This window comes from Halothiobacillus sp., assembly GCF_028710545.1.
Classification (GTDB): domain Bacteria; phylum Pseudomonadota; class Gammaproteobacteria; order Halothiobacillales; family Halothiobacillaceae; genus Halothiobacillus.
Genome location: NZ_JAQTTX010000029.1, coordinates 1 through 17,111 on the forward strand (window position 1 = coordinate 1; position 17,111 = coordinate 17,111).

The following is a 17,111-nucleotide window of genomic DNA, read 5'->3' on the forward strand; positions in this document are numbered from 1 at the left end:
AAACCAGCAAACCCGCGACAAAATGCGCCCGTTCGCAAGATTCGCAGCATTCGCACGGCACGATTCGCAAAACATTCGCAGAAGTGGCAGAGGGTGTCGGTGTTGCCGACAGCCCGCCAGCACCAACGAGGAAGGAACTGCTGGCGGAAGTGGAAAGGTACTGCCGGGCCAACACGAGCACGGCAGAGCAATACCAGAACTGGATCGAGTATTTCACGGAGCTGGCGGAACAGCACCCAAATGTGTGTTGGCTCTGTGTCACTGAAAAGCCGGTATGGCAAGCGGGTACAGGGTAACTATCGTTATTGGCAAAAGTTCAACGAAGCCCGGCCGTGTGTCGGGTTTTTTATTGCCTCATTTGAAATAAGGGTGCGTCGAATCACAGCAACCATGCGACCAGGCGGGGGGTGTTAAAACCTCCACGACACCGGAATAACCGAACGACCCTTGCTCTCGAATTTTTACGCCTGCGAAATTAAAAAATTGGGTTTGGCATTTTTCCGGCAATGGTGCAAAAAAAATGGTTGGTAACTTTGTTGGTAACTTTTCAAATCGCAGCACGAAACCCGCATTAAACCTTGTGATGTGATGGAGCTTAGCTCGATGATTTTAGAACGTCCCACAAGGTTCTAAAATAATAACAAAACCCGCATTAAACCTAGGTTTGCGGGTTTTTTTATGCGCGTAGTGTTTCAAGTCCTCTCATTTAAGCTGGTCTGTCCGTCTTTCTCGCAGCCGCATGACGTTGCCCCATTCTTGCTGAAGTTATCCACTATCCTCGCACCGCCGCCGCTGGGTGTCGCGTATATCGTTGCCGGCGTGCAGAGGTTCCCTAGCGATCGACAACCCTGGCTTGTCTCAGGTGTAGTAGAAAATACCATCCGTCTCATTGCTCTCGGCAAGAAGAACTGGTTGATCGCTGGTGGTGAAAGGGCAGGCAAACGAGCTGCAGCAATTCATAATCTGTTTGCCACTGCCAAGCTCAATGGAATTGAACCGGCGGCATGGCTAAAAGACACCCTGGAAAAATTATCCATCCGGCCAAACAGTCGCATCGTCGAATTGCTCCCGGTCAACCCGCCTGCAAAAATTGCCTGAGTTTTACAGGTGGGACGGCTGGACGCTTAGTGCGGCTGCAAAGCCGGTAAATAATAGTCGATGAAAGTTCGATACGGAGAAGAAATGGCGAATCACTCTGACCCCGAGTCATGCGATATACATCGTGAGGTGTATGTCGAAGCGTTGACAGTGGAAACCGACAGGCCAGCCATTGAGCCGCGAAATCAGGAATCTGGGATGCCGACGCTGTTAAGCGAAGCGGAAGGCAACATGATGCACGACGATAATCGCAAGTCGTGCGTTGATCCCACGCGGTCGTAGACCCTGTGCATGTCGGGAAGTTATTTACACGGAAGCAGCGAGATCTCATTGGTGTCCGATGCAGGATGGTCGGACAGGGCTGGGAAGGTTAAAGACCGTAAGCCAGCCATTTACGCCGATGAGAAGTCGGATACGCCCATAGTACCGAAGAAATTGCTGAACAAAGGGGATAACCCGGCGGAGGCGATGGAGGGAAGGGGTGTAGCCAAAGGAAATACCGACGAATTCCCCGTGTCCCGGACTCAGAGTCGGAAACATGACACGTCGACGGGATTGGAAGGTATACGTGAAATTGCACGACGGGAACGGAAGCTGAAGTTCACGGCACTACTACACCATGTCACACCGTCATTGTTGGTGGAGAGCTTTTACGCACTTCGCAAACAAGCGGCGGCTGGCGTGGATGGTGTGACGTGGTACGAATATGAGAAATTACTCTACGGACGAGTGCATGAGTTGCATCGGGAAATTCACACTGGTGCCTATCGTGCGCAGCCGTCACGGCGAGTATACATACCGAAAGCAGATGGTAAATTACGTCCGCTTGGTATTGCAGCGTTGGAAGATAAGATAGTGCAACAGGCCATCACAACGGTTCTGAGTGCGATCTATGAACAAGACTTCCTTGGTTTCTCATATGGTTTTCGCCAGGGACGAGGGCAACATGATGCACTAGATGCGCTATCGGAAGGGATTGAAGGACGAAAAGTAAACTGGATTCTGGATGCAGACATTCGCGCATTCTTCGATGAAATCGATCACGAGTGGATGTTGAGATTTTTGGAACACAGGGTTGCTGATCGGCGTGTCATTCGATTGATTCGAAACTGGCTGAAGGCGGGTGTTGTCGAGGATGGAAGCCGTAAGGCATCTGTTCGAGGAACACCACAAGGTGCTGTGATTTCGCCCTTGCTGGCGAACATTTACCTGCACTATGCCTTTGACTTGTGGGCGCATCAATGGCGACAGAGGCGTGCCAGTGGTGATGTCATTGTTGTTCGTTATGCGGATGACAGTGTTATGGGGTTTCAGTATGAAGGTGAAGCACGGCGATTCCTGGCAGCATTGCAAGAACGTCTTGCCAAATTCAAGTTGGAGCTTCACCCGGATAAAACGCGGCTGATCCGTTTTGGTAGATATGCCGCGCAACAATGCCGGGAGCGAGGGATGGGTAAGCCGGAAACGTTCGACTTTCTCGGCTTTACGCACTGTTGTGGTCAGCATCGCCGTGGCTTCAAGATCGTCCGGCTGACGATCAAGAAGCGGATGCGTGCCACTTTGTCAGTCATTCGCGAGACGTTGATGAGACGGCGACATGAGCCAGTCCCGATTGTTGGACGCTGGATTGGTCGCGTGGTAAGGGGATATTTCAATTACTACGCAGTACCGGGCAACATGCATCGATTGTCGGGGTTTGTGAGCGAAGTGTGTCGCGCGTGGCGTCATGCACTTCTGCGACGAAGCCAGCGGCATCGGTTGCAGTGGGATCGATTCAATCGTCTGACGAAGAAGTATTTGCCACCATGTCGCGTAGTTCATCCACTACCGTCGGAGCGATTTCACGTCAGAACCTAAGGCAGGAGCCGTATGCGGTAATGCTGCAAGTACGGATCTGTGCGGGGGCGGGAGGTAACTCCCGTCCCTACCGCGACCGAATTTGGGAGGATACGGTTATAGAATTTACGCCTATGGCGTTGATGGATGCCTAAATCGAGGAAATGCAAGTCGTTGAGAAGGCTGCAAAGTTTGAGCGTAGCTCGGTTATTGGATTGAAGTCGGAGTGTCATGCCGCATGGCTATGGCTTTCTCAATCACTTCGATAGGACACTTGAAACTGAGGCGCTTTGGCGGACGCAAGTTCCTTTCGCCTTCAAATGCCCCGGTATCAGCCGGAGCACATTCCACCGGGGAAAGGGAGTGTCAAAGACGTAAGGCTGCTAGGCGGATTTGAACAAAACCCGTTCAATACGGGGTGCATAACGACCGCTGCGAGAAAGACCATTTTGTTGACGAGCGATGAACAGCAGCACAGCGGTGAAACTCACCACTGCGCCGCCTATGGAGCCAGCGTCGGAGGCAAAGAGTGATTGACCTGCCACGGCCCCCAGAATCAGACCCAACAGCGGTAGAAAATACATGAGCATAGAAGCCTGAACCAAGGCGCTAGCAGGCAGCAGCAATCGAACGTGATCACCAACCTGTACCGGCAGGTCGGTTTGTACACGCACCTTGTGCTGCCGTCGATTCAGTGCTTTCTGCATGATTCCCACACCGCATCCGCCGCGGGAAGAGCAGGACTGGCAGCCGCTTTGGCGCTGGGTTTCAACCCATACCCCATCTGCGGTAACAGCAACGACAACACCTTCTTCCTGAATATCGGCGGTATCTGATCCGCTCGACGCCAAACCAGCCAGACGATGTTCTGCATAGGGGACGGAACCGATGGTCGGTTGGTTCAGGAGCGAGGGATCATGAGGTTGACGGTTCATCAGCGTGCTTCCTGATTCGGGGTCTGCATCGGGTTTCGTTCCCCGCGCTCGGTGTTGGCATCCTTCGCGAGCACGGTGTGTTTGCAAATCTGCTCGACCGCTGCCATGGGCAAGTCTCCTATGACGGTCAGACGAACCGGGCCGACCTGCCGTACGGCGATGTTCATGCCGTATTTGGCGGCATCGGGATCGAGCGCCTTGGGTTGAGGCATGTCTTCTACAAAGACCGAAGCGGTCGATAGACCATCGGTCACCACCATGTGTTCAAAGCGATGTCCGGTAACCGGGTTGATGCGCCAGACCCGACTTTTGGTTGTATAGCCCGGCAAATCCGGAGACACAATCCACCCCTGTTCAGGTTGTAGTGGCTCAGCAGGTTGGGACTGCCCTCGCTCAACAACCTTATAGCCTGGAGGAATGGTTTGGGGCGTGTCCATCGGGATGTCCGGCCAATCTTGCGAAGGTGTGGTATCTCCCTGTGGGCGGAAATGGATTTCGGTGAAGAAGTCATGTTCGATCGGCCGCCCCTGATCGTTGTAGATGCTCATGCGCAGCAGCAGGCGCGACTCATTATCGATGCACAGTTTGTAGCCATAACGAAATTGATCTCGCGGCACAAGTCCAACCAGATGGCAGGCATGGTCGGCTACGCGGGATAGGCCCAGATTGACGATGTGGTAATTGGCATCCAGCGCTTCCGGGTGGTCGAAACGCTCACCGGAGAGTCGTGAACGCACGCTGGGGAAATCACCAAAGACCACTTCCTTGCGCAAAGGCCACTCACATTCGCAGTGGTTACCATGTCGGATGACTTCACGCGGCTCGCCACTCATGGTTTGCAGACGCTCCTGCTCACCTTTGGCGGTCGCGCGATGCCACAGTTTTGTGGTATCGATCTGATCCCCGCGCAAATGAACGTAAGTACCGGCATAGTCGGTCTTCTTCATGGCCTGCGTCATTTCATTCAGTAGCTGGATGGCTCCGGGCTCCGAAACCGGCCGATCGGACGAATCGGCGACAAGAAGTACATGTGCCTGAAAAGTACCAGACTCATATGTATTCGCTTCGACCGTACCGATAGCAGCCAGCGAACAAAGCAGGCCGACGAAAATGCCACGGGTCATCCACTACTCCGTTTTAAAGCTGGTCATGCGTAATGAGGGCATCACTTCGGAAAGATCCGGAGAAACAGATTCAAAATGAGTCATCAGGTAAGGGTCCATCGGCGCCTTGCGCACGGGTGCCTGGGCCCAGCTCGGCAAAACCGTGCCCGGCGTAACGCGAGCCACCACCGGTAAAGCCTGGGCTGAGCTGTTTGTGGCTGTGGGCTGCTGCAGATTCGCCGGGACATTCTGAGCTTGCTGCATCAACGCATTTTCCGGTGTATTCTGCGGCATCATCCAGATGCCCACCCCAACCAGACCGGCGACGAATGAAGCGGCAATCGCGCCACGCCAGCGATTCATCGAGCGACGAACCTGAGATTGCGGGAACGGCAACACCCGCCCGCGACTCGTCGAAGCCAGATCCTGGGCGAGTTGCTGAGCCTGACCTTCGTCTTCGGCCAGCCGCGCCGAAATCAAGGCCGATACATCCCGATTATCCAGATGTTCCTGACGCAGGGCAGCCCCGATCAGGGAATAGCAGCGCAGGCTAAGACGCGCGTCACTAGCGGCTACAGACATCAGCCGATCGGTTTGATGTGGCATGCACTCATCGTCCCACCAGGCTGAAAGGGCTTCCTCGGGCGTCGAAGGCAGTGGCATGTGGGCATTATGTTGGGTATTCATCGATTTCCCCCAGATAGAAGGGTTGTGTCAAACGGATTTCGCACGATTCAAAACTCATCCCGGCTCAGGAATCCAGCAACGGCTTGATGCGTTCCTCGACCGATTCACGCGCCCGAAAAATCCGGGATCGCACGGTACCGATCGGGCAGTTCATCACGACCGCGATTTCTTCATAACTCAGGCCTTCCATCTCGCGCAGGGTCAAGGCCGTCCGCAAATCCTCGGGCAATGCTCTGATGGCGGCCCGAATCTCGGCTTCCAGTTCCTGCGTAGCCGCCATATCCTCTGGACTGGCATGGTCGCGAAGAGCCTCCGGCTCGGGTAATGCTTCATCTGACTCATCTCCGCCACCAGAGTTCAGTGAAACCGAATAACCACTTCGAGCGTCCGCCACCAATTGGTTTTTCGCGGTGTTGACCGCAATGCGATACAGCCAGGTGTAGAACGCACTTTCACCCCGGAAATTCCCGAGTGCGCGATAGGCCTTGATGAACGCTTCCTGGGCCAGATCGAAGGCTTGATCCTGATCTCGAACGAAGCGGCCGACCAGTCGCAGAACGCGATGCTGGTATTTGAGCACCAATAAATCGAACGCACGGCGATCGCCCTGTTGGGCGCGCAACACCAGTTGTTGATCTGTTGGTTGATCCGTGGCTTGTTCTGTGACCGAGGGGGTCGTTTCAGTGGCCATAAAGCCTCATACCGGTGAGCCTCATGGCCCGTTCAAATAAAAAATGCCCAATGTTGCCGGCCTTTTACCGCAGCATCGACAGACGCACATAAACAACGGCAACCCAAAGGCCGAAGTAGACTAGGAGCCTGTCGGACTTTAGGGAAATCGGCTGCAAATCCATCTGAACGGTGCATATTTCACCGCTTTTTGGGGCAATAGAAACCGCTATTACCCTGCAAAAGCGGCAAAATCTGCCCTCGCCCAGCTTGATTTTCGCTACGATTCCTAAAGTCCGTCAGGCTCCTAGTATACTCGCATCATTTAAGTTCAATCGACAAGCCGAATCAATGCTCCCAATGACCCAAATCCCACCTGTAGACGTTCTTATCATCGGTTCGGGAGCAGCCGGGCTTTCTGCCGCACTTCGATTACCCTCCAATGTCCGGGTCGCAATTCTCAGCAAGGGGCCGATCAACTCAGGCAGCACCCCGTGGGCGCAAGGCGGGATCGCTGCGGCATTGGGTGGCATTGAAGACGTGGAACAGCACATCCGTGACACCTGCCGCGCAGGAAGCGATTTGCCGGACGTCGATGTTGTGCGGCGCGTCGTCGAATCGGGAGCGAGACAAATCGACTGGCTGCTCTCGCTTGGTATGCCGTTTTCCAGTGAGTCCAGCCCAGGTGAATCAGAGCACCTCCATCTGACACGCGAAGGTGGGCATGGCACGCGTCGCATCGCCCATGCGGCCGACCACACCGGCCGGACTCTGATCGAAACCTTGCTCGAATCGGTGTATGCGCGACCGAACATCACGCTGTTTGAGCACCAGCTCGCCGTGGACCTCATTACAATGCACCGCTTAGGGTTGAACGACCAACTCAATCGCTGCGTGGGTGCTTATGTGCTTGATATCAAGTCGGATCATGTCCAGACCGTACGGGCCCACCAAGTCATTCTTGCCTCAGGCGGGGCTGCCAAGGCCTATCTCTACACCACCAATCCGGATAGCTCGACGGGCGATGGCATCGCGATGGGTTGGCGCGCGGGTTGCCGGGTGGCCAATATGGAGTTCATGCAGTTTCATCCCACCTGTCTGTTCGAACCACGAGCAAAATCCTTCCTGATATCCGAGGCCGTACGGGGCGAAGGCGGGGTTTTGCTGCTACCCGATGGCACGCGCTTCATGCCCGGCTACCACCCGGATGCCGAACTGGCACCGCGCGATGTCGTTGCCCGCGCAATCGACTCGGAAATGAAACGCACCGGGGCCGATTGTGTGTATCTGGATATCAGCTTCAAAGGCAAGGCATTCATCGAAGAACACTTTCCGATGATTCATGAACGCTGCCTTCAATACGGTTACGACATGACCCGCCAGCCCCTGCCCGTGGTGCCGGCAGCACACTATACCTGTGGCGGGATTGTGGTCGACAAGCACGGACGCACAGACATCGCGGGCTTGTACGCCATCGGTGAAACCAGCCACACCGGCCTACATGGGGCGAACCGCCTCGCCAGCAATTCATTGTTGGAGTGCCTGGTCTATGGCGAGGCGGCTGCGCAGGATATCGCCAGCTGGCACGATTCGTCCAAACCAGCAACCCATCCCATTCCCGCCATTCCTGCCATTCCTGAGTGGGACGACAGTCAGGTAACCGACCCCGACGAGGCTGTCATCGTCAGCCACAACTGGGATGAGTTGCGCCGCGCCATGTGGGATTACGTCGGCATCGTCCGCACCACCAAGCGGCTGGAACGCGCCGCACACCGGATTGCGTTGCTCCGGCGCGAGATTCAGGATTATTACGCCCACTTCCGCGTCAGCAAAAATCTGCTCGAACTGCGCAACCTGGTCGAAGTCGCGGATTTGATCGTGAAATCGGCACTCGCCCGCCATGAAAGTCGCGGACTGCACTTCACCCGCGATTACCCTGAAAGCAATCCGGAACTGGCGCACATCAACACGATTTGTACCCCGCAATCCCAACCGGTTACCGCATCTGCGCCATAAACGGTCAGTCGGGACGAGTTGGCTGAGACGTCCTGTTGTATGCTCTTGCCATGCCGAATCATTTCAATCAACTCATGCACAACCGACCGCCCACACCGGGCAATTCGGGCCCGGTCGTTTCCGCTCAAACAGCGCCACACGAACATTTGCTGGCACAAATCGCCAAATACAGCCGAAGTGATTGGGCCAAACCCATCACAGACTACAACCGGGCTGCATTTGATCGTGCACAAGATTGGCTTTTGCAAAGGAAAGGCGGATTGATTCTGGATTCAGGCTGCGGCACGGGGGATAGTTCACGCGCGCTGGCGCAAATGTTTCCTGAGCATCAAATCATCGGGGTCGACCGCTCAGAACACCGGCTTTCTCGCCAGCGAGAGCACACACCTGATAACTGTTTGCTGTTACGGGCTGATCTTCTCGATTTCTGGCGATTGGCAAACCAGGCGGGCTGGCGGCCTGAACACCATTATCTGCTTTATCCCAACCCCGAACCCAAACCCAAACATTTGACGCGACGGTTTCATGCTCATCCGATTTTTCCGGTCTTATTGGCGCTGGGTGGAGAATTTGAGTGTCGCAGCAACTGGCCGATTTATCTCGAAGAAATGGCGCTTGCACTCAATTTCCATAACAAAAAATCAACGATACAGCGCCTGCAAAACGATTCACCATCACTCACACCCTTTGAGCATAAATACCGCTGCAGCGGTCAATGCCTGTGGCAATTACGCGCTTCGCTCTGAGACACCCGATCAATCGTTTGCGCTGCAACAACGAAAGGGAAGCGCTGATTTATTCAGTGCTTCCCGTTTGGGGGGGCATCGCGCGCGCGTACGGCGATGAGCGAGCTGGTTTATTCCATGGATGGAATAAACCAGCATTGACAAAGTAATCGCACTTGCACAATCCGGATGGAAAGCCTAGGATTGAACCAGTCTTCTCGGACGTGCGTCAGGTTGCTCTCAATCCCTTGAGCCTTAATCTGCGACATTGGGGGGCGCATCAAATGGATCGTGTGCAGGTCCGCTTCGTCGGAAAGCCTTACATCCATTGCGCGCCGCCCAGCTTGAACCCTCGGTTCAAGGTCGAAGAGCCGCCAACGGCGTTCTGGAAGACGCTCAACCCACTAAAATTCCTGCATGAATCTCCCCTTAAGCAAAACATCTCTTCGCCGCCAGCTTCGGCAGGCCAGAAAGTCGCTTCATGGCTACCAGCGGGATCGAAAACAGCAGCGCATTCAGCGTTTTCTCGCCGCCATGCCACAGATTCGTGCCGCGCGCCGCATTGCCGCCTACATGCCGTTCGACGGCGAACCCGATCTATTGCCCTTCATGCAGCGATTTGAGCGCAAAATCTGGTTGCCGATGATTCGCCCGGACCTGCATTTGGATTTTCGGCCCGCATTCACACTCACCCCAAACGCACGGCTTCCCATAAACGCCCACCGTAACCGATTCGGCATTCTCGAATCACAACGCCTGCCGATACTCCGCAGCGCCCACATGGACGCGATTCTGATGCCGCTCGTCGGCTTCGATCGTCGCGGCAATCGGCTGGGCATGGGGGCCGGTTTTTACGACCGAAGCCTGACAGGGCTCCGCCGCCCCAGACCCTGGTTGATCGGAATTGCATTCGATTGCCAGGAAACCGGACATTTGCCTGCCGATCCTTGGGATGTCCCGCTGGACTACATCGTCACCAATGCAGGCATCATCAAAACCAACCGCTACCGTAGTTGAGCCCTTGGTGCGCCACGCATCGCACCTATTTTGAAATGGTTGAAAAGGCGGCTTGAAAAATTTCTGTGCTATCCGATTGCGGCTCCTTGCACTCGAACATGCTAAGGCGGGCTTACGCCCGTTATGGATTTCGAGGTGACCTTACTTTTGTTGGCACGACTCGTGCTCATTGACTCACAGGTTTGATTAAAGTCAATGAGGGCACACCATGGCCGCTTACCGCACAACAATCCGCGATACCTCCGATACCACTTCATATCGTTTGCCTTCAATGGCCGGCGTAGCGAAGGGGCGTGGCCGTTTGCCTGAAGAATCTGGCGCTTTTCATATTGATCTGATGCTTGCCGCACAACGCTGCATGGATCCCCTCAGCCTGCTCAATGAACTGTACGAACGGGTCAGCCAATACCTGCCAGTTGAGGGGTTTTCATGGCGTCAAGAACATGACGAAGTATCTACGCCTTTTTTCCGGAAGGATGCGAGTGGTCATTGTGTTCTGCACAATCTGGAATTGACGCAAGCGGATGTGCGGCTCGGAAAGCTGGCGGTGTGTGCCGAGCGCTCGCTGAGCGAAGAGGAGTCTGCCTGGATGTTGCGCGTGGCTCAATCCATCGCTTTTGCCTTGCGCAACACTCTGTTATTCCAGAAGGCTTTGTTCGAGGCGAATCAGGATCCACTGACCGGTTTGAAAAATCGCAGGGTTTTCGATTCCGAGATCGCCCGTGAACAGGCTCGTTTTGTGCGGTATAACATTAAATCAAGCTTGGTCGTGATGGATCTCAATGGTCTCAAGTCGATCAACGATACATGGGGGCATGATGTGGGCGACCGTGCCATTCGGTTATTTGCCGACGGTTTGGAGCAGATATTGCGCGATACCGATCATGCTTTTCGCTTCGGCGGGGACGAATTCTGCGCCATTTTACCGGCTACAAATCTCTATGGCGCCAAAAAAATGGCGGAACGTTTGGATTCGTGGCTCGCTGCCCATGAACTCAGTTTGCCTTCCGGAGAACGAATTACCGTGCGCACAGCCTTTGGTCTGGCAGAAACAGAGAAAAACAGCGATGAAAAGGATTGGTTTCGTCGTGCGGATCAATCCTTGTACCATAACAAGCTGAAACACAAGCGGACGGCGGCTTAGTGAAGATGCGACTGCGATTAGTGAAAAAACATAGGTCACCAGTTAAGCTACGCGAGAATTTGTTTTCGTTGATCAAGGGGAAAGGATATGGCTAAGGCGGAAGAGGCGGCAGACGAAGCACCCAAGGCGAAAGGCGGCAGTAAGCTGATTCTGATTTTGATGATTGTGATCATCGTGTTGTTGCTGGTGGCCGTCGGTATTGGTGCGATGTTTCTTCTGAAGAAACCTGCTGCTGATGCCAGTCACGCTCCGGCCACCACGGAGCAGAGCGCGCAAGGGCAAAAAGCTGATGGCGATCATAAGGCTGACGGCGGTGAAAAGCACGGTGCACCGATCACGGTTTCCCTGGGGCAGCCGATCACGGTGAATCTGGCTGAACCCAACGACGCCAAGCTGCTCCAGGTCGAGCTCGATCTGATTACCTATGATCATGATGCCGAAGCGATAGTCAAAACCAATCGTGCTGAAATCATCAACAACATCATGCTGGTATTGAGCGACGTGAATGCTACGAAATTGCGTACGCGCGAGGGAAAAGAGGATTTGCAGAAACAGCTCAAGGATGCTGTCAATGCCGTGCTCGAGAAGCGCTCGGGCAAGAAAGATATGATTGATGATGTTTACTTCACCAAGCTGCTGATGCAGTAGGGAGTATGCGTGAGTAGTGTGGATGTACTTTCGCAGGATGAAATCGACGCGCTGCTCAACGGCGTGGACGAAGGCGATGTGGCCACGGAGGAGGGGGTCGGCGATCCGAGAGAGGCCCGTTCTTATGATTTAACCACACAGGAACGCATTGTTCGTGGCCGGTTGCCTACGCTGGAAATGCTGAACGAGCGTTTCGCCCGAAACTTCCGTATCCGTCTGGTTTCCATGTTGCGGCGCACGGTCGATATATCCATCGAAGGCGTGCGGATGATGAAGTACTCGGAGTACTCGCATGCGCTTTATGTCCCCACCTCTCTGACGCTGGTGCATGTCCGCCCCCTGAAGGGTACCGGGCTGTTCATGATGGAGTCGCAACTCGTATTCAAACTTGTGGACAACTTCTTCGGCGGCTTCGGGATGCACGCCAAAATCGAGGGGCGTGATTTTACTCCGGCCGAATTGCGCGTCATTACCCGGGTATTGGAACAGGCAATCGATGAAGTACAGCGGTCATGGAGTCCGGTTTATCCGGTGAGCATCCAGACCGTCAGCCACGAAATGAATCCGCAACTGGCGAATATCGTCTCCGGCACCGAGGTTGTTGTGGTGAACAGCTTCCGGATTGAGGTCGAAGGCGGTGGTGGCAAGTTTGATCTCGTTTTCCCTTATTCGATGATCGAACCGATCCGGGATTTGCTGGATGGTGGCATGCAGGGCGATCGTCTGGAGGTTGATGAACGGTGGACCCAGGCGCTCAAGCGGGAGTTGGGCCTGGCAGAAATCGAGCTGGTTGCCCAATTGGGTGAAATGCGCATGTCACTCGCCGATCTCGCACAAATGAAAGTTGGCGATGTGCTGCCTTTCGAGATGCCCGAGCACGTTGTGCTCACCGCACAGGGGCTACCGTTGTATCAAGGAAAACTGGGTGTTCACCGGGGCAATAAATCCGTTCGGATCGAGGCCCCCGTCAAGGAACGCCTAGAACGCATCGTGCGACCAAATGATTTGCTGCGCAACAAGCACAAAGAAAAGAGTGACGAATCCACCGATTGATCGCGTAGTTAACGCGTGACCTAAAGTTAAGGATAGAGATATGGCAGAAAATACCGAACAAACTGACGATTCAATGGACGACTGGGCTGCGGCGATGGCCGAACAGGCCGAAGTGGAATCTGGCGAAACCAAGTCTGGGGGCACGGTTCCCCCGCTGGATCAGTTCGAGTCGGCTGGCAAATCGAACGGCAAAGAAAACCCCATTAATCTTGAAGTGTTGATGGATGTTCCGGTCACGCTTTCCATGGAAATCGGCCGTACCAGCCTGAACATCAGGAGCCTGCTGCAACTCAATCAGGGCTCGATCGTGGAACTTGATCGGTTGGCGGGCGAACCGCTGGATGTGCTTGTCAACGGCACCCTCATCGCACGAGGTGAGGTCGTGGTGATCAACGAGAAGTTCGGCATACGCCTGACCGATGTCATCAGTCCCGCCGAGCGTCTGAGAAAGCTGCGTTGAGTCGGGCGAGTGTGCTCTGCCTGAAGAAGGCCTGCGTGACGAGCGATGATTCCTTCAATGGCTGGTTGGGACGTTATTTCCATTCTAGATGGCGATTGCCCCTGCAATTGATTTTTCTGGCTTTGGCTTTCATGATCGGCAACCCTGCTGCCGCATCGACCACCGATGTGGCACCCGCAACACCCGCTGTAACCCATGCGGCTGAATCAGTAGCCAGCACCACCAGCCCCAAACCCGAGTTATTTGATCCCTTAAGTTCCAGCTATTTATTGAAGCTGGTTTTCAGTCTGGTGATTGTGCTCGGCCTGATGTTTGTCGTTATCTGGTTGCTCAAGCGAACGGGGCGTTTCAATGGACGCGCCGGCAGCTACCCGTTGAGTGTCCTCGCGCAAATGCCGGTGGGCACTCGTGAGCGCGTCCTGCTGATTGCGGTTGGTGACCGACAGATGCTGTTGGGCGTCTCGCAAGGCCACATCGAACCGCTGGGCTGGGTCGATCCACCTTTGTCGCCGGATGCGATTTCAAAATCCAATCCGCTCGATGGGGCTTTCGCGCAACTGATGAAAAATAATATGTCTCAGCGCGCGCCATCGGGTGGATCGGTGGATACTTCCGACGTAAAACGGGAAAGCAGCCAATGAGAAATGCCCGATGAGCAACGAAAAGATGAGCCGACTACCCGCATCGCGTTTCGGGTGGCTCTTGTTGTTGATTGCAGGATTATTTCTCTGCACCACCCATCTGGCTCATGCCGCGCCTGCGGTGACTCAGGCGATGGCCGCACCGGGTTTGCCGGCGGTCACGCTGACGACAGATGGCGCTCAAACCCGGTACAGCCTGACCCTGCAGATTCTGGCGTTGATGACGGTGCTGACTTTGCTGCCGTCGTTGCTGCTGCTGATGACTTCGTTTACCCGGATCATCATCGTGCTGTCCCTGATGCGCCAAGCATTGGGACTGACACAAACGCCATCGAACCAGATTCTGATCGGCCTCGCGCTTTTTCTGACGCTGTTCATCATGGCGCCGGTGTTTCAGAAATCGTATGACGAGGGCATCAAACCCTATATGGATCAGAAAATAACGGCGAATGTTGCCATTGAAAAAGCGGCGGAACCCCTGCGAACATTCATGCTCAACCAGACACGCCAGTCGGATATCGCACTGTTTCAGAATATTGGTCATTACCCGGCCTTTGAGACGCCAAAAGACGTGCCGTACACCGTCCTGATGGCTGCGTTCATCACGTCGGAACTGAAAACCGCTTTCGAGATTGGTTTTTTGATTTTCATTCCCTTTTTGATCATTGATCTTGTCGTGGCGTCGGTCCTGATGTCGATGGGGATGATGATGCTTTCACCCATGATCGTGTCCTTGCCCTTCAAGCTCATGCTCTTTGTTCTGGTTGATGGCTGGACGCTGATCATGGGCACACTGGCCTCGAGCTTTTATATGGGTGCGCCTCTTGGCAGCTAGGGTTCCTGCCTTCGCTGCAACAACTGGTTTCAGGAGAGATAGATGAGCCCGGATACCGTTCTCGATCTTACCCGTCAGGCGATGGTCATCATCCTGTTGCTGTCCATGCCGATTCTGTTGACCGCGCTGGCGGTGGGGTTATTGGTCGGTATGTTCCAGGCGGCGACGCAAATCAACGAGATGACCTTGAGCTTCATCCCGAAGCTGTTCGCGGTGGTTCTGGCCATATTGCTGGCAGGTCCGTGGATGCTGCATCTGCTGGTCGATTTCACCACCGACCTGTTTCATCGAATTCCCGGGCTGATCGGCTGATGCCATGACCCTTTCCCTAGCGGAAGTCATGGGATGGGTGGGGAGCTATGTCTGGGTCCTCGTCCGGGTGGCTGCATTGCTTATGGTAGTGCCGATATTCGGCGCGCGGGGTGTGCCCAAGCGCTGGCGTATTCTCGCCGCCTTGGTGTTCAGCCTGATCATCGCGCCGACGTTACCCCCGGTTCCTACGATCGATCCATTATCCGTTGCCGGTTTATTGCTGGTGGCGCAGCAGATCATCATTGGCGTGACCATGGGATTTGTCCTGGGGTTGATCGTGAGTTCATTTGTAATCGCCGGTGAATCCATGGCATTGGGTATGGGGCTTGGCTTCGCGCAAACGGTCGACCCGCAAAACGGCGTCAGCGTACCGATTGTGTCCCAGTTCCTCACGGTGGTGGCCACCTTGCTGTTCATCTCGCTCGACGGCCCGGCATTGATCGTCAAAATGCTGGCGGATTCGTTCGTTTGGCTGCCGATTGCGCCGGTGGGGCTTTCGCCAGAAACGTTCTGGCGTGTCGTCGGTTTCGGGCAATCCATGTTTATCAACGCCATTCTGATTGCCTTGCCGGTCATTATCAGCCTGTTGATGGTCAATCTGGCGATGGGCGTAATCACGCGCGCCGCGCCGCAGCTCAACATTTTCTCGATCGGTTTTCCTGCCACTTTGCTTATCGGCTTCTTCCTGATTCTGGTTTCAAGCCCGACCTGGGTGCCAATTCTGGAACACTTCCTGCAACAGACATTTCAGTTTATTGGTGATCTGTTGAGGCAACCTTAGTGGCTGAGAACGAGAACGGGCAAGAAAAAACCGAAGAACCCAGTGAAAAACGCCTCCGCGAAGCGCGCGAGAAAGGGCAGGTCGCGCGCTCGCGTGAGCTGGGTTCTCTGGCGTTGACGGCAGGTTCTGCGATTGTTTTTCTGGTGATGGGCGGGCATATGCTTTCCCGTCTTGAACAAATGTTCCGCCATGCCTTCACGCTAAGCCGTGCCGAGATCATGGACCCGGCGACGATGTTTCATCGTCTCGCCTTGAGTTTCTCCGAAGGCTTTCTTGCGCTGTTGCCCTTCTTTCTGGCCGCCGTCGTGCTGGCTATTTCATCGACACTTCTGGTCGGCGGCTGGAATTTTTCCACTCAGGCTCTGGCGCCCCAATTCAATCGTCTGAATCCGCTATCTGGATTTAAGCGCATGTTTTCCATGAAGTCATTGGTTGAGTTGCTCAAAACCTTGGCCAAGTTTTTCCTGATTGCAGCAATCGCGATCGGCCTGTTCAAAGCAATGGAAAACGACTTTGTCGGCTTGGGTTTGATGGGGTTGGAGGCCGGGTTGGCACGCGCTGGCACGTTGTTGAGTTGGTCATTTCTTGGTTTGTCCCTGGGGTTGCTTGTCGTCGCGATGATCGACGTGCCGTTCCAGATGTACGAATACAAAAAGGGGCTGCGGATGACCCGCCAGGAAATGATCGATGAATACAAGGAAGTGGAAGGCAAGCCGGAGGTTAAGCAGAAGATTCGGCAGTTACAGCGACAAATGGCTCAGCGCCGCATGATGGAAGCCGTGCCGACCGCCGATGTCATCATTACCAACCCGACTCACTTCTCGATCGCGTTGAAGTATCAGCCGAATTCGGACGCCGCGCCGATCGTCGTCGCCAAAGGGGCCGATGAAATGGCCATGACGATCCGAAAAATCGCCAATGCCAATCATGTCCCGCTTTTTGAGTCGCCTCAGTTGGCACGATCCTTGTTTGCTCATGTGGAGGTGGGAGACGCAATCCCTTCGGGCCTATATGTCGCCGTCGCTCAAGTGCTGGCTTATGTGTTCCAGCTGAAGGGCGCGTCGGTACCGCCGGAACGACCGGATCCATCGGTTCCGGATGAATTCCGGGCCGGGCCAGATGGCCGCCCGAGCGTTTAAGCCAAAGAGACT

Annotated in this window: 18 protein-coding genes, 1 other RNA gene and 2 pseudogenes; 16 read left to right on the forward strand and 5 right to left on the reverse strand. The window is 54.7% G+C overall.

What is annotated here, in order from left to right; translation table 11 throughout:
- From PHD44_RS07285 to ltrA, 3 genes and pseudogenes are all read left to right on the forward strand, one after another.
- Positions 1–296, forward strand: a 296-nt coding sequence (locus tag PHD44_RS07285; RefSeq protein ID WP_300189788.1) for a hypothetical protein, incomplete at its 5' end; no start/stop codon positions are given.
- Positions 297–867: 571 nt separating this feature from the next.
- Positions 868–1,098 (forward strand): annotated as a pseudogene (locus tag PHD44_RS07290) (transposase domain-containing protein); the annotation flags it as partial.
- A gap of 291 nt (positions 1,099–1,389) precedes the next feature.
- Positions 1,390–2,955, forward strand: a complete 1,566-nt coding sequence (gene ltrA, locus PHD44_RS07295; protein WP_367182014.1) for a group II intron reverse transcriptase/maturase — start codon at positions 1,390–1,392, stop codon at positions 2,953–2,955.
- Positions 2,956–3,141: 186 nt separating this feature from the next.
- Here ltrA and PHD44_RS07300 read toward each other — a convergent pair.
- The 5 genes and pseudogenes from PHD44_RS07300 to rpoE all read right to left on the reverse strand — a co-directional run.
- Positions 3,142–3,246: pseudogene (locus tag PHD44_RS07300) on the reverse strand (IS30 family transposase); the annotation flags it as partial.
- Between the two features lie 71 nt (positions 3,247–3,317).
- On the reverse strand, positions 3,318–3,869 hold the full coding sequence (locus PHD44_RS07305; RefSeq protein WP_300189790.1) for a SoxR reducing system RseC family protein: 552 nt from the start codon (positions 3,867–3,869) through the stop codon (positions 3,318–3,320).
- The gene (locus PHD44_RS07310; protein WP_300189793.1) at positions 3,869–4,993 is read right to left on the reverse strand and encodes a MucB/RseB C-terminal domain-containing protein; all 1,125 of its coding nucleotides are present in this window, start codon (positions 4,991–4,993) and stop codon (positions 3,869–3,871) included. Before PHD44_RS07310 ends, PHD44_RS07305 begins: the two co-directional genes overlap by 1 nt.
- A gap of 3 nt (positions 4,994–4,996) precedes the next feature.
- A complete protein-coding gene (locus PHD44_RS07315) occupies positions 4,997–5,659 on the reverse strand; it encodes a sigma-E factor negative regulatory protein (protein WP_300189796.1) in 663 nt (220 codons plus the stop codon).
- A gap of 64 nt (positions 5,660–5,723) precedes the next feature.
- Positions 5,724–6,350, reverse strand: coding sequence for an RNA polymerase sigma factor RpoE (gene rpoE, locus PHD44_RS07320; RefSeq protein WP_300189798.1), 627 nt, complete (start codon positions 6,348–6,350; stop codon positions 5,724–5,726).
- 338 nt (positions 6,351–6,688) lie between these two features.
- On the opposite strand from rpoE, the gene nadB reads away from it, so the two are divergent.
- From nadB to flhB, 13 genes are all read left to right on the forward strand, one after another.
- Positions 6,689–8,344 (forward strand): L-aspartate oxidase, encoded by a 1,656-nt coding sequence (nadB, locus tag PHD44_RS07325; protein WP_300189802.1) that lies wholly within the window; start codon positions 6,689–6,691, stop codon positions 8,342–8,344.
- A 50-nt stretch (positions 8,345–8,394) separates the two neighbouring features.
- Entirely contained in the window at positions 8,395–9,090 is a 696-nt protein-coding gene (locus PHD44_RS07330; protein ID WP_300189805.1) for a methyltransferase domain-containing protein, read from the forward strand.
- 190 nt (positions 9,091–9,280) lie between these two features.
- Positions 9,281–9,465, forward strand: a non-coding RNA gene (gene ssrS / locus PHD44_RS07335) — 6S RNA.
- Between the two features lie 21 nt (positions 9,466–9,486).
- Positions 9,487–10,086 carry a 5-formyltetrahydrofolate cyclo-ligase gene (locus PHD44_RS07340; protein ID WP_300189807.1) on the forward strand — a complete coding sequence of 200 codons (600 nt, stop codon included), beginning with the start codon at positions 9,487–9,489 and terminating at the stop codon, positions 10,084–10,086.
- A gap of 208 nt (positions 10,087–10,294) precedes the next feature.
- Entirely contained in the window at positions 10,295–11,230 is a 936-nt protein-coding gene (locus PHD44_RS07345) for a GGDEF domain-containing protein (protein ID WP_300189810.1), read from the forward strand.
- An 87-nt stretch (positions 11,231–11,317) separates the two neighbouring features.
- A complete protein-coding gene (gene fliL, locus PHD44_RS07350; protein ID WP_300189812.1) occupies positions 11,318–11,878 on the forward strand; it encodes a flagellar basal body-associated protein FliL in 561 nt (186 codons plus the stop codon).
- A 9-nt stretch (positions 11,879–11,887) separates the two neighbouring features.
- Positions 11,888–12,931 carry a flagellar motor switch protein FliM gene (gene fliM, locus PHD44_RS07355; RefSeq protein WP_300189813.1) on the forward strand — a complete coding sequence of 348 codons (1,044 nt, stop codon included), beginning with the start codon at positions 11,888–11,890 and terminating at the stop codon, positions 12,929–12,931.
- A gap of 40 nt (positions 12,932–12,971) precedes the next feature.
- The gene (gene fliN / locus PHD44_RS07360; protein WP_300189815.1) at positions 12,972–13,391 is read left to right on the forward strand and encodes a flagellar motor switch protein FliN; all 420 of its coding nucleotides are present in this window, start codon (positions 12,972–12,974) and stop codon (positions 13,389–13,391) included.
- A gap of 35 nt (positions 13,392–13,426) precedes the next feature.
- Positions 13,427–14,032: a flagellar biosynthetic protein FliO gene (gene fliO / locus PHD44_RS07365; protein WP_300189818.1), complete on the forward strand. Its 606-nt coding sequence runs from the start codon at positions 13,427–13,429 to the stop codon at positions 14,030–14,032.
- Positions 14,033–14,042: 10 nt separating this feature from the next.
- Entirely contained in the window at positions 14,043–14,867 is an 825-nt protein-coding gene (fliP, locus tag PHD44_RS07370; protein WP_300189821.1) for a flagellar type III secretion system pore protein FliP, read from the forward strand.
- 42 nt (positions 14,868–14,909) lie between these two features.
- Positions 14,910–15,179 carry a flagellar biosynthesis protein FliQ gene (fliQ, locus tag PHD44_RS07375; protein ID WP_012823597.1) on the forward strand — a complete coding sequence of 90 codons (270 nt, stop codon included), beginning with the start codon at positions 14,910–14,912 and terminating at the stop codon, positions 15,177–15,179.
- 4 nt (positions 15,180–15,183) lie between these two features.
- A complete protein-coding gene (fliR, locus tag PHD44_RS07380; protein ID WP_300189825.1) occupies positions 15,184–15,960 on the forward strand; it encodes a flagellar biosynthetic protein FliR in 777 nt (258 codons plus the stop codon).
- Positions 15,960–17,099 (forward strand): flagellar biosynthesis protein FlhB, encoded by a 1,140-nt coding sequence (gene flhB, locus PHD44_RS07385; protein WP_300189828.1) that lies wholly within the window; start codon positions 15,960–15,962, stop codon positions 17,097–17,099. Before fliR ends, flhB begins: the two co-directional genes overlap by 1 nt.
- The last annotated feature ends 12 nt before the right edge of the window (positions 17,100–17,111 follow it).

Bases quoted from the DNA above. Each gene is read 5' to 3' on its own strand.
- ltrA (WP_367182014.1), top strand. From the start codon at position 1,390: ATGTCGGGAAGTTATTTACACGGAAGCAGCGAGATCTCATTGGTGTCC.
- PHD44_RS07305 (WP_300189790.1), bottom strand. From the start codon at position 3,869: ATGAACCGTCAACCTCATGATCCCTCGCTCCTGAACCAACCGACCATC.
- PHD44_RS07310 (WP_300189793.1), bottom strand. From the start codon at position 4,993: ATGACCCGTGGCATTTTCGTCGGCCTGCTTTGTTCGCTGGCTGCTATC.
- PHD44_RS07315 (WP_300189796.1), bottom strand. From the start codon at position 5,659: ATGAATACCCAACATAATGCCCACATGCCACTGCCTTCGACGCCCGAG.
- rpoE (WP_300189798.1), bottom strand. From the start codon at position 6,350: ATGGCCACTGAAACGACCCCCTCGGTCACAGAACAAGCCACGGATCAA.
- nadB (WP_300189802.1), top strand. From the start codon at position 6,689: ATGACCCAAATCCCACCTGTAGACGTTCTTATCATCGGTTCGGGAGCA.
- PHD44_RS07330 (WP_300189805.1), top strand. From the start codon at position 8,395: ATGCCGAATCATTTCAATCAACTCATGCACAACCGACCGCCCACACCG.
- PHD44_RS07340 (WP_300189807.1), top strand. From the start codon at position 9,487: ATGAATCTCCCCTTAAGCAAAACATCTCTTCGCCGCCAGCTTCGGCAG.
- PHD44_RS07345 (WP_300189810.1), top strand. From the start codon at position 10,295: ATGGCCGCTTACCGCACAACAATCCGCGATACCTCCGATACCACTTCA.
- fliL (WP_300189812.1), top strand. From the start codon at position 11,318: ATGGCTAAGGCGGAAGAGGCGGCAGACGAAGCACCCAAGGCGAAAGGC.
- fliN (WP_300189815.1), top strand. From the start codon at position 12,972: ATGGCAGAAAATACCGAACAAACTGACGATTCAATGGACGACTGGGCT.
- fliP (WP_300189821.1), top strand. From the start codon at position 14,043: ATGAGCAACGAAAAGATGAGCCGACTACCCGCATCGCGTTTCGGGTGG.
- fliQ (WP_012823597.1), top strand. From the start codon at position 14,910: ATGAGCCCGGATACCGTTCTCGATCTTACCCGTCAGGCGATGGTCATC.
- fliR (WP_300189825.1), top strand. From the start codon at position 15,184: ATGACCCTTTCCCTAGCGGAAGTCATGGGATGGGTGGGGAGCTATGTC.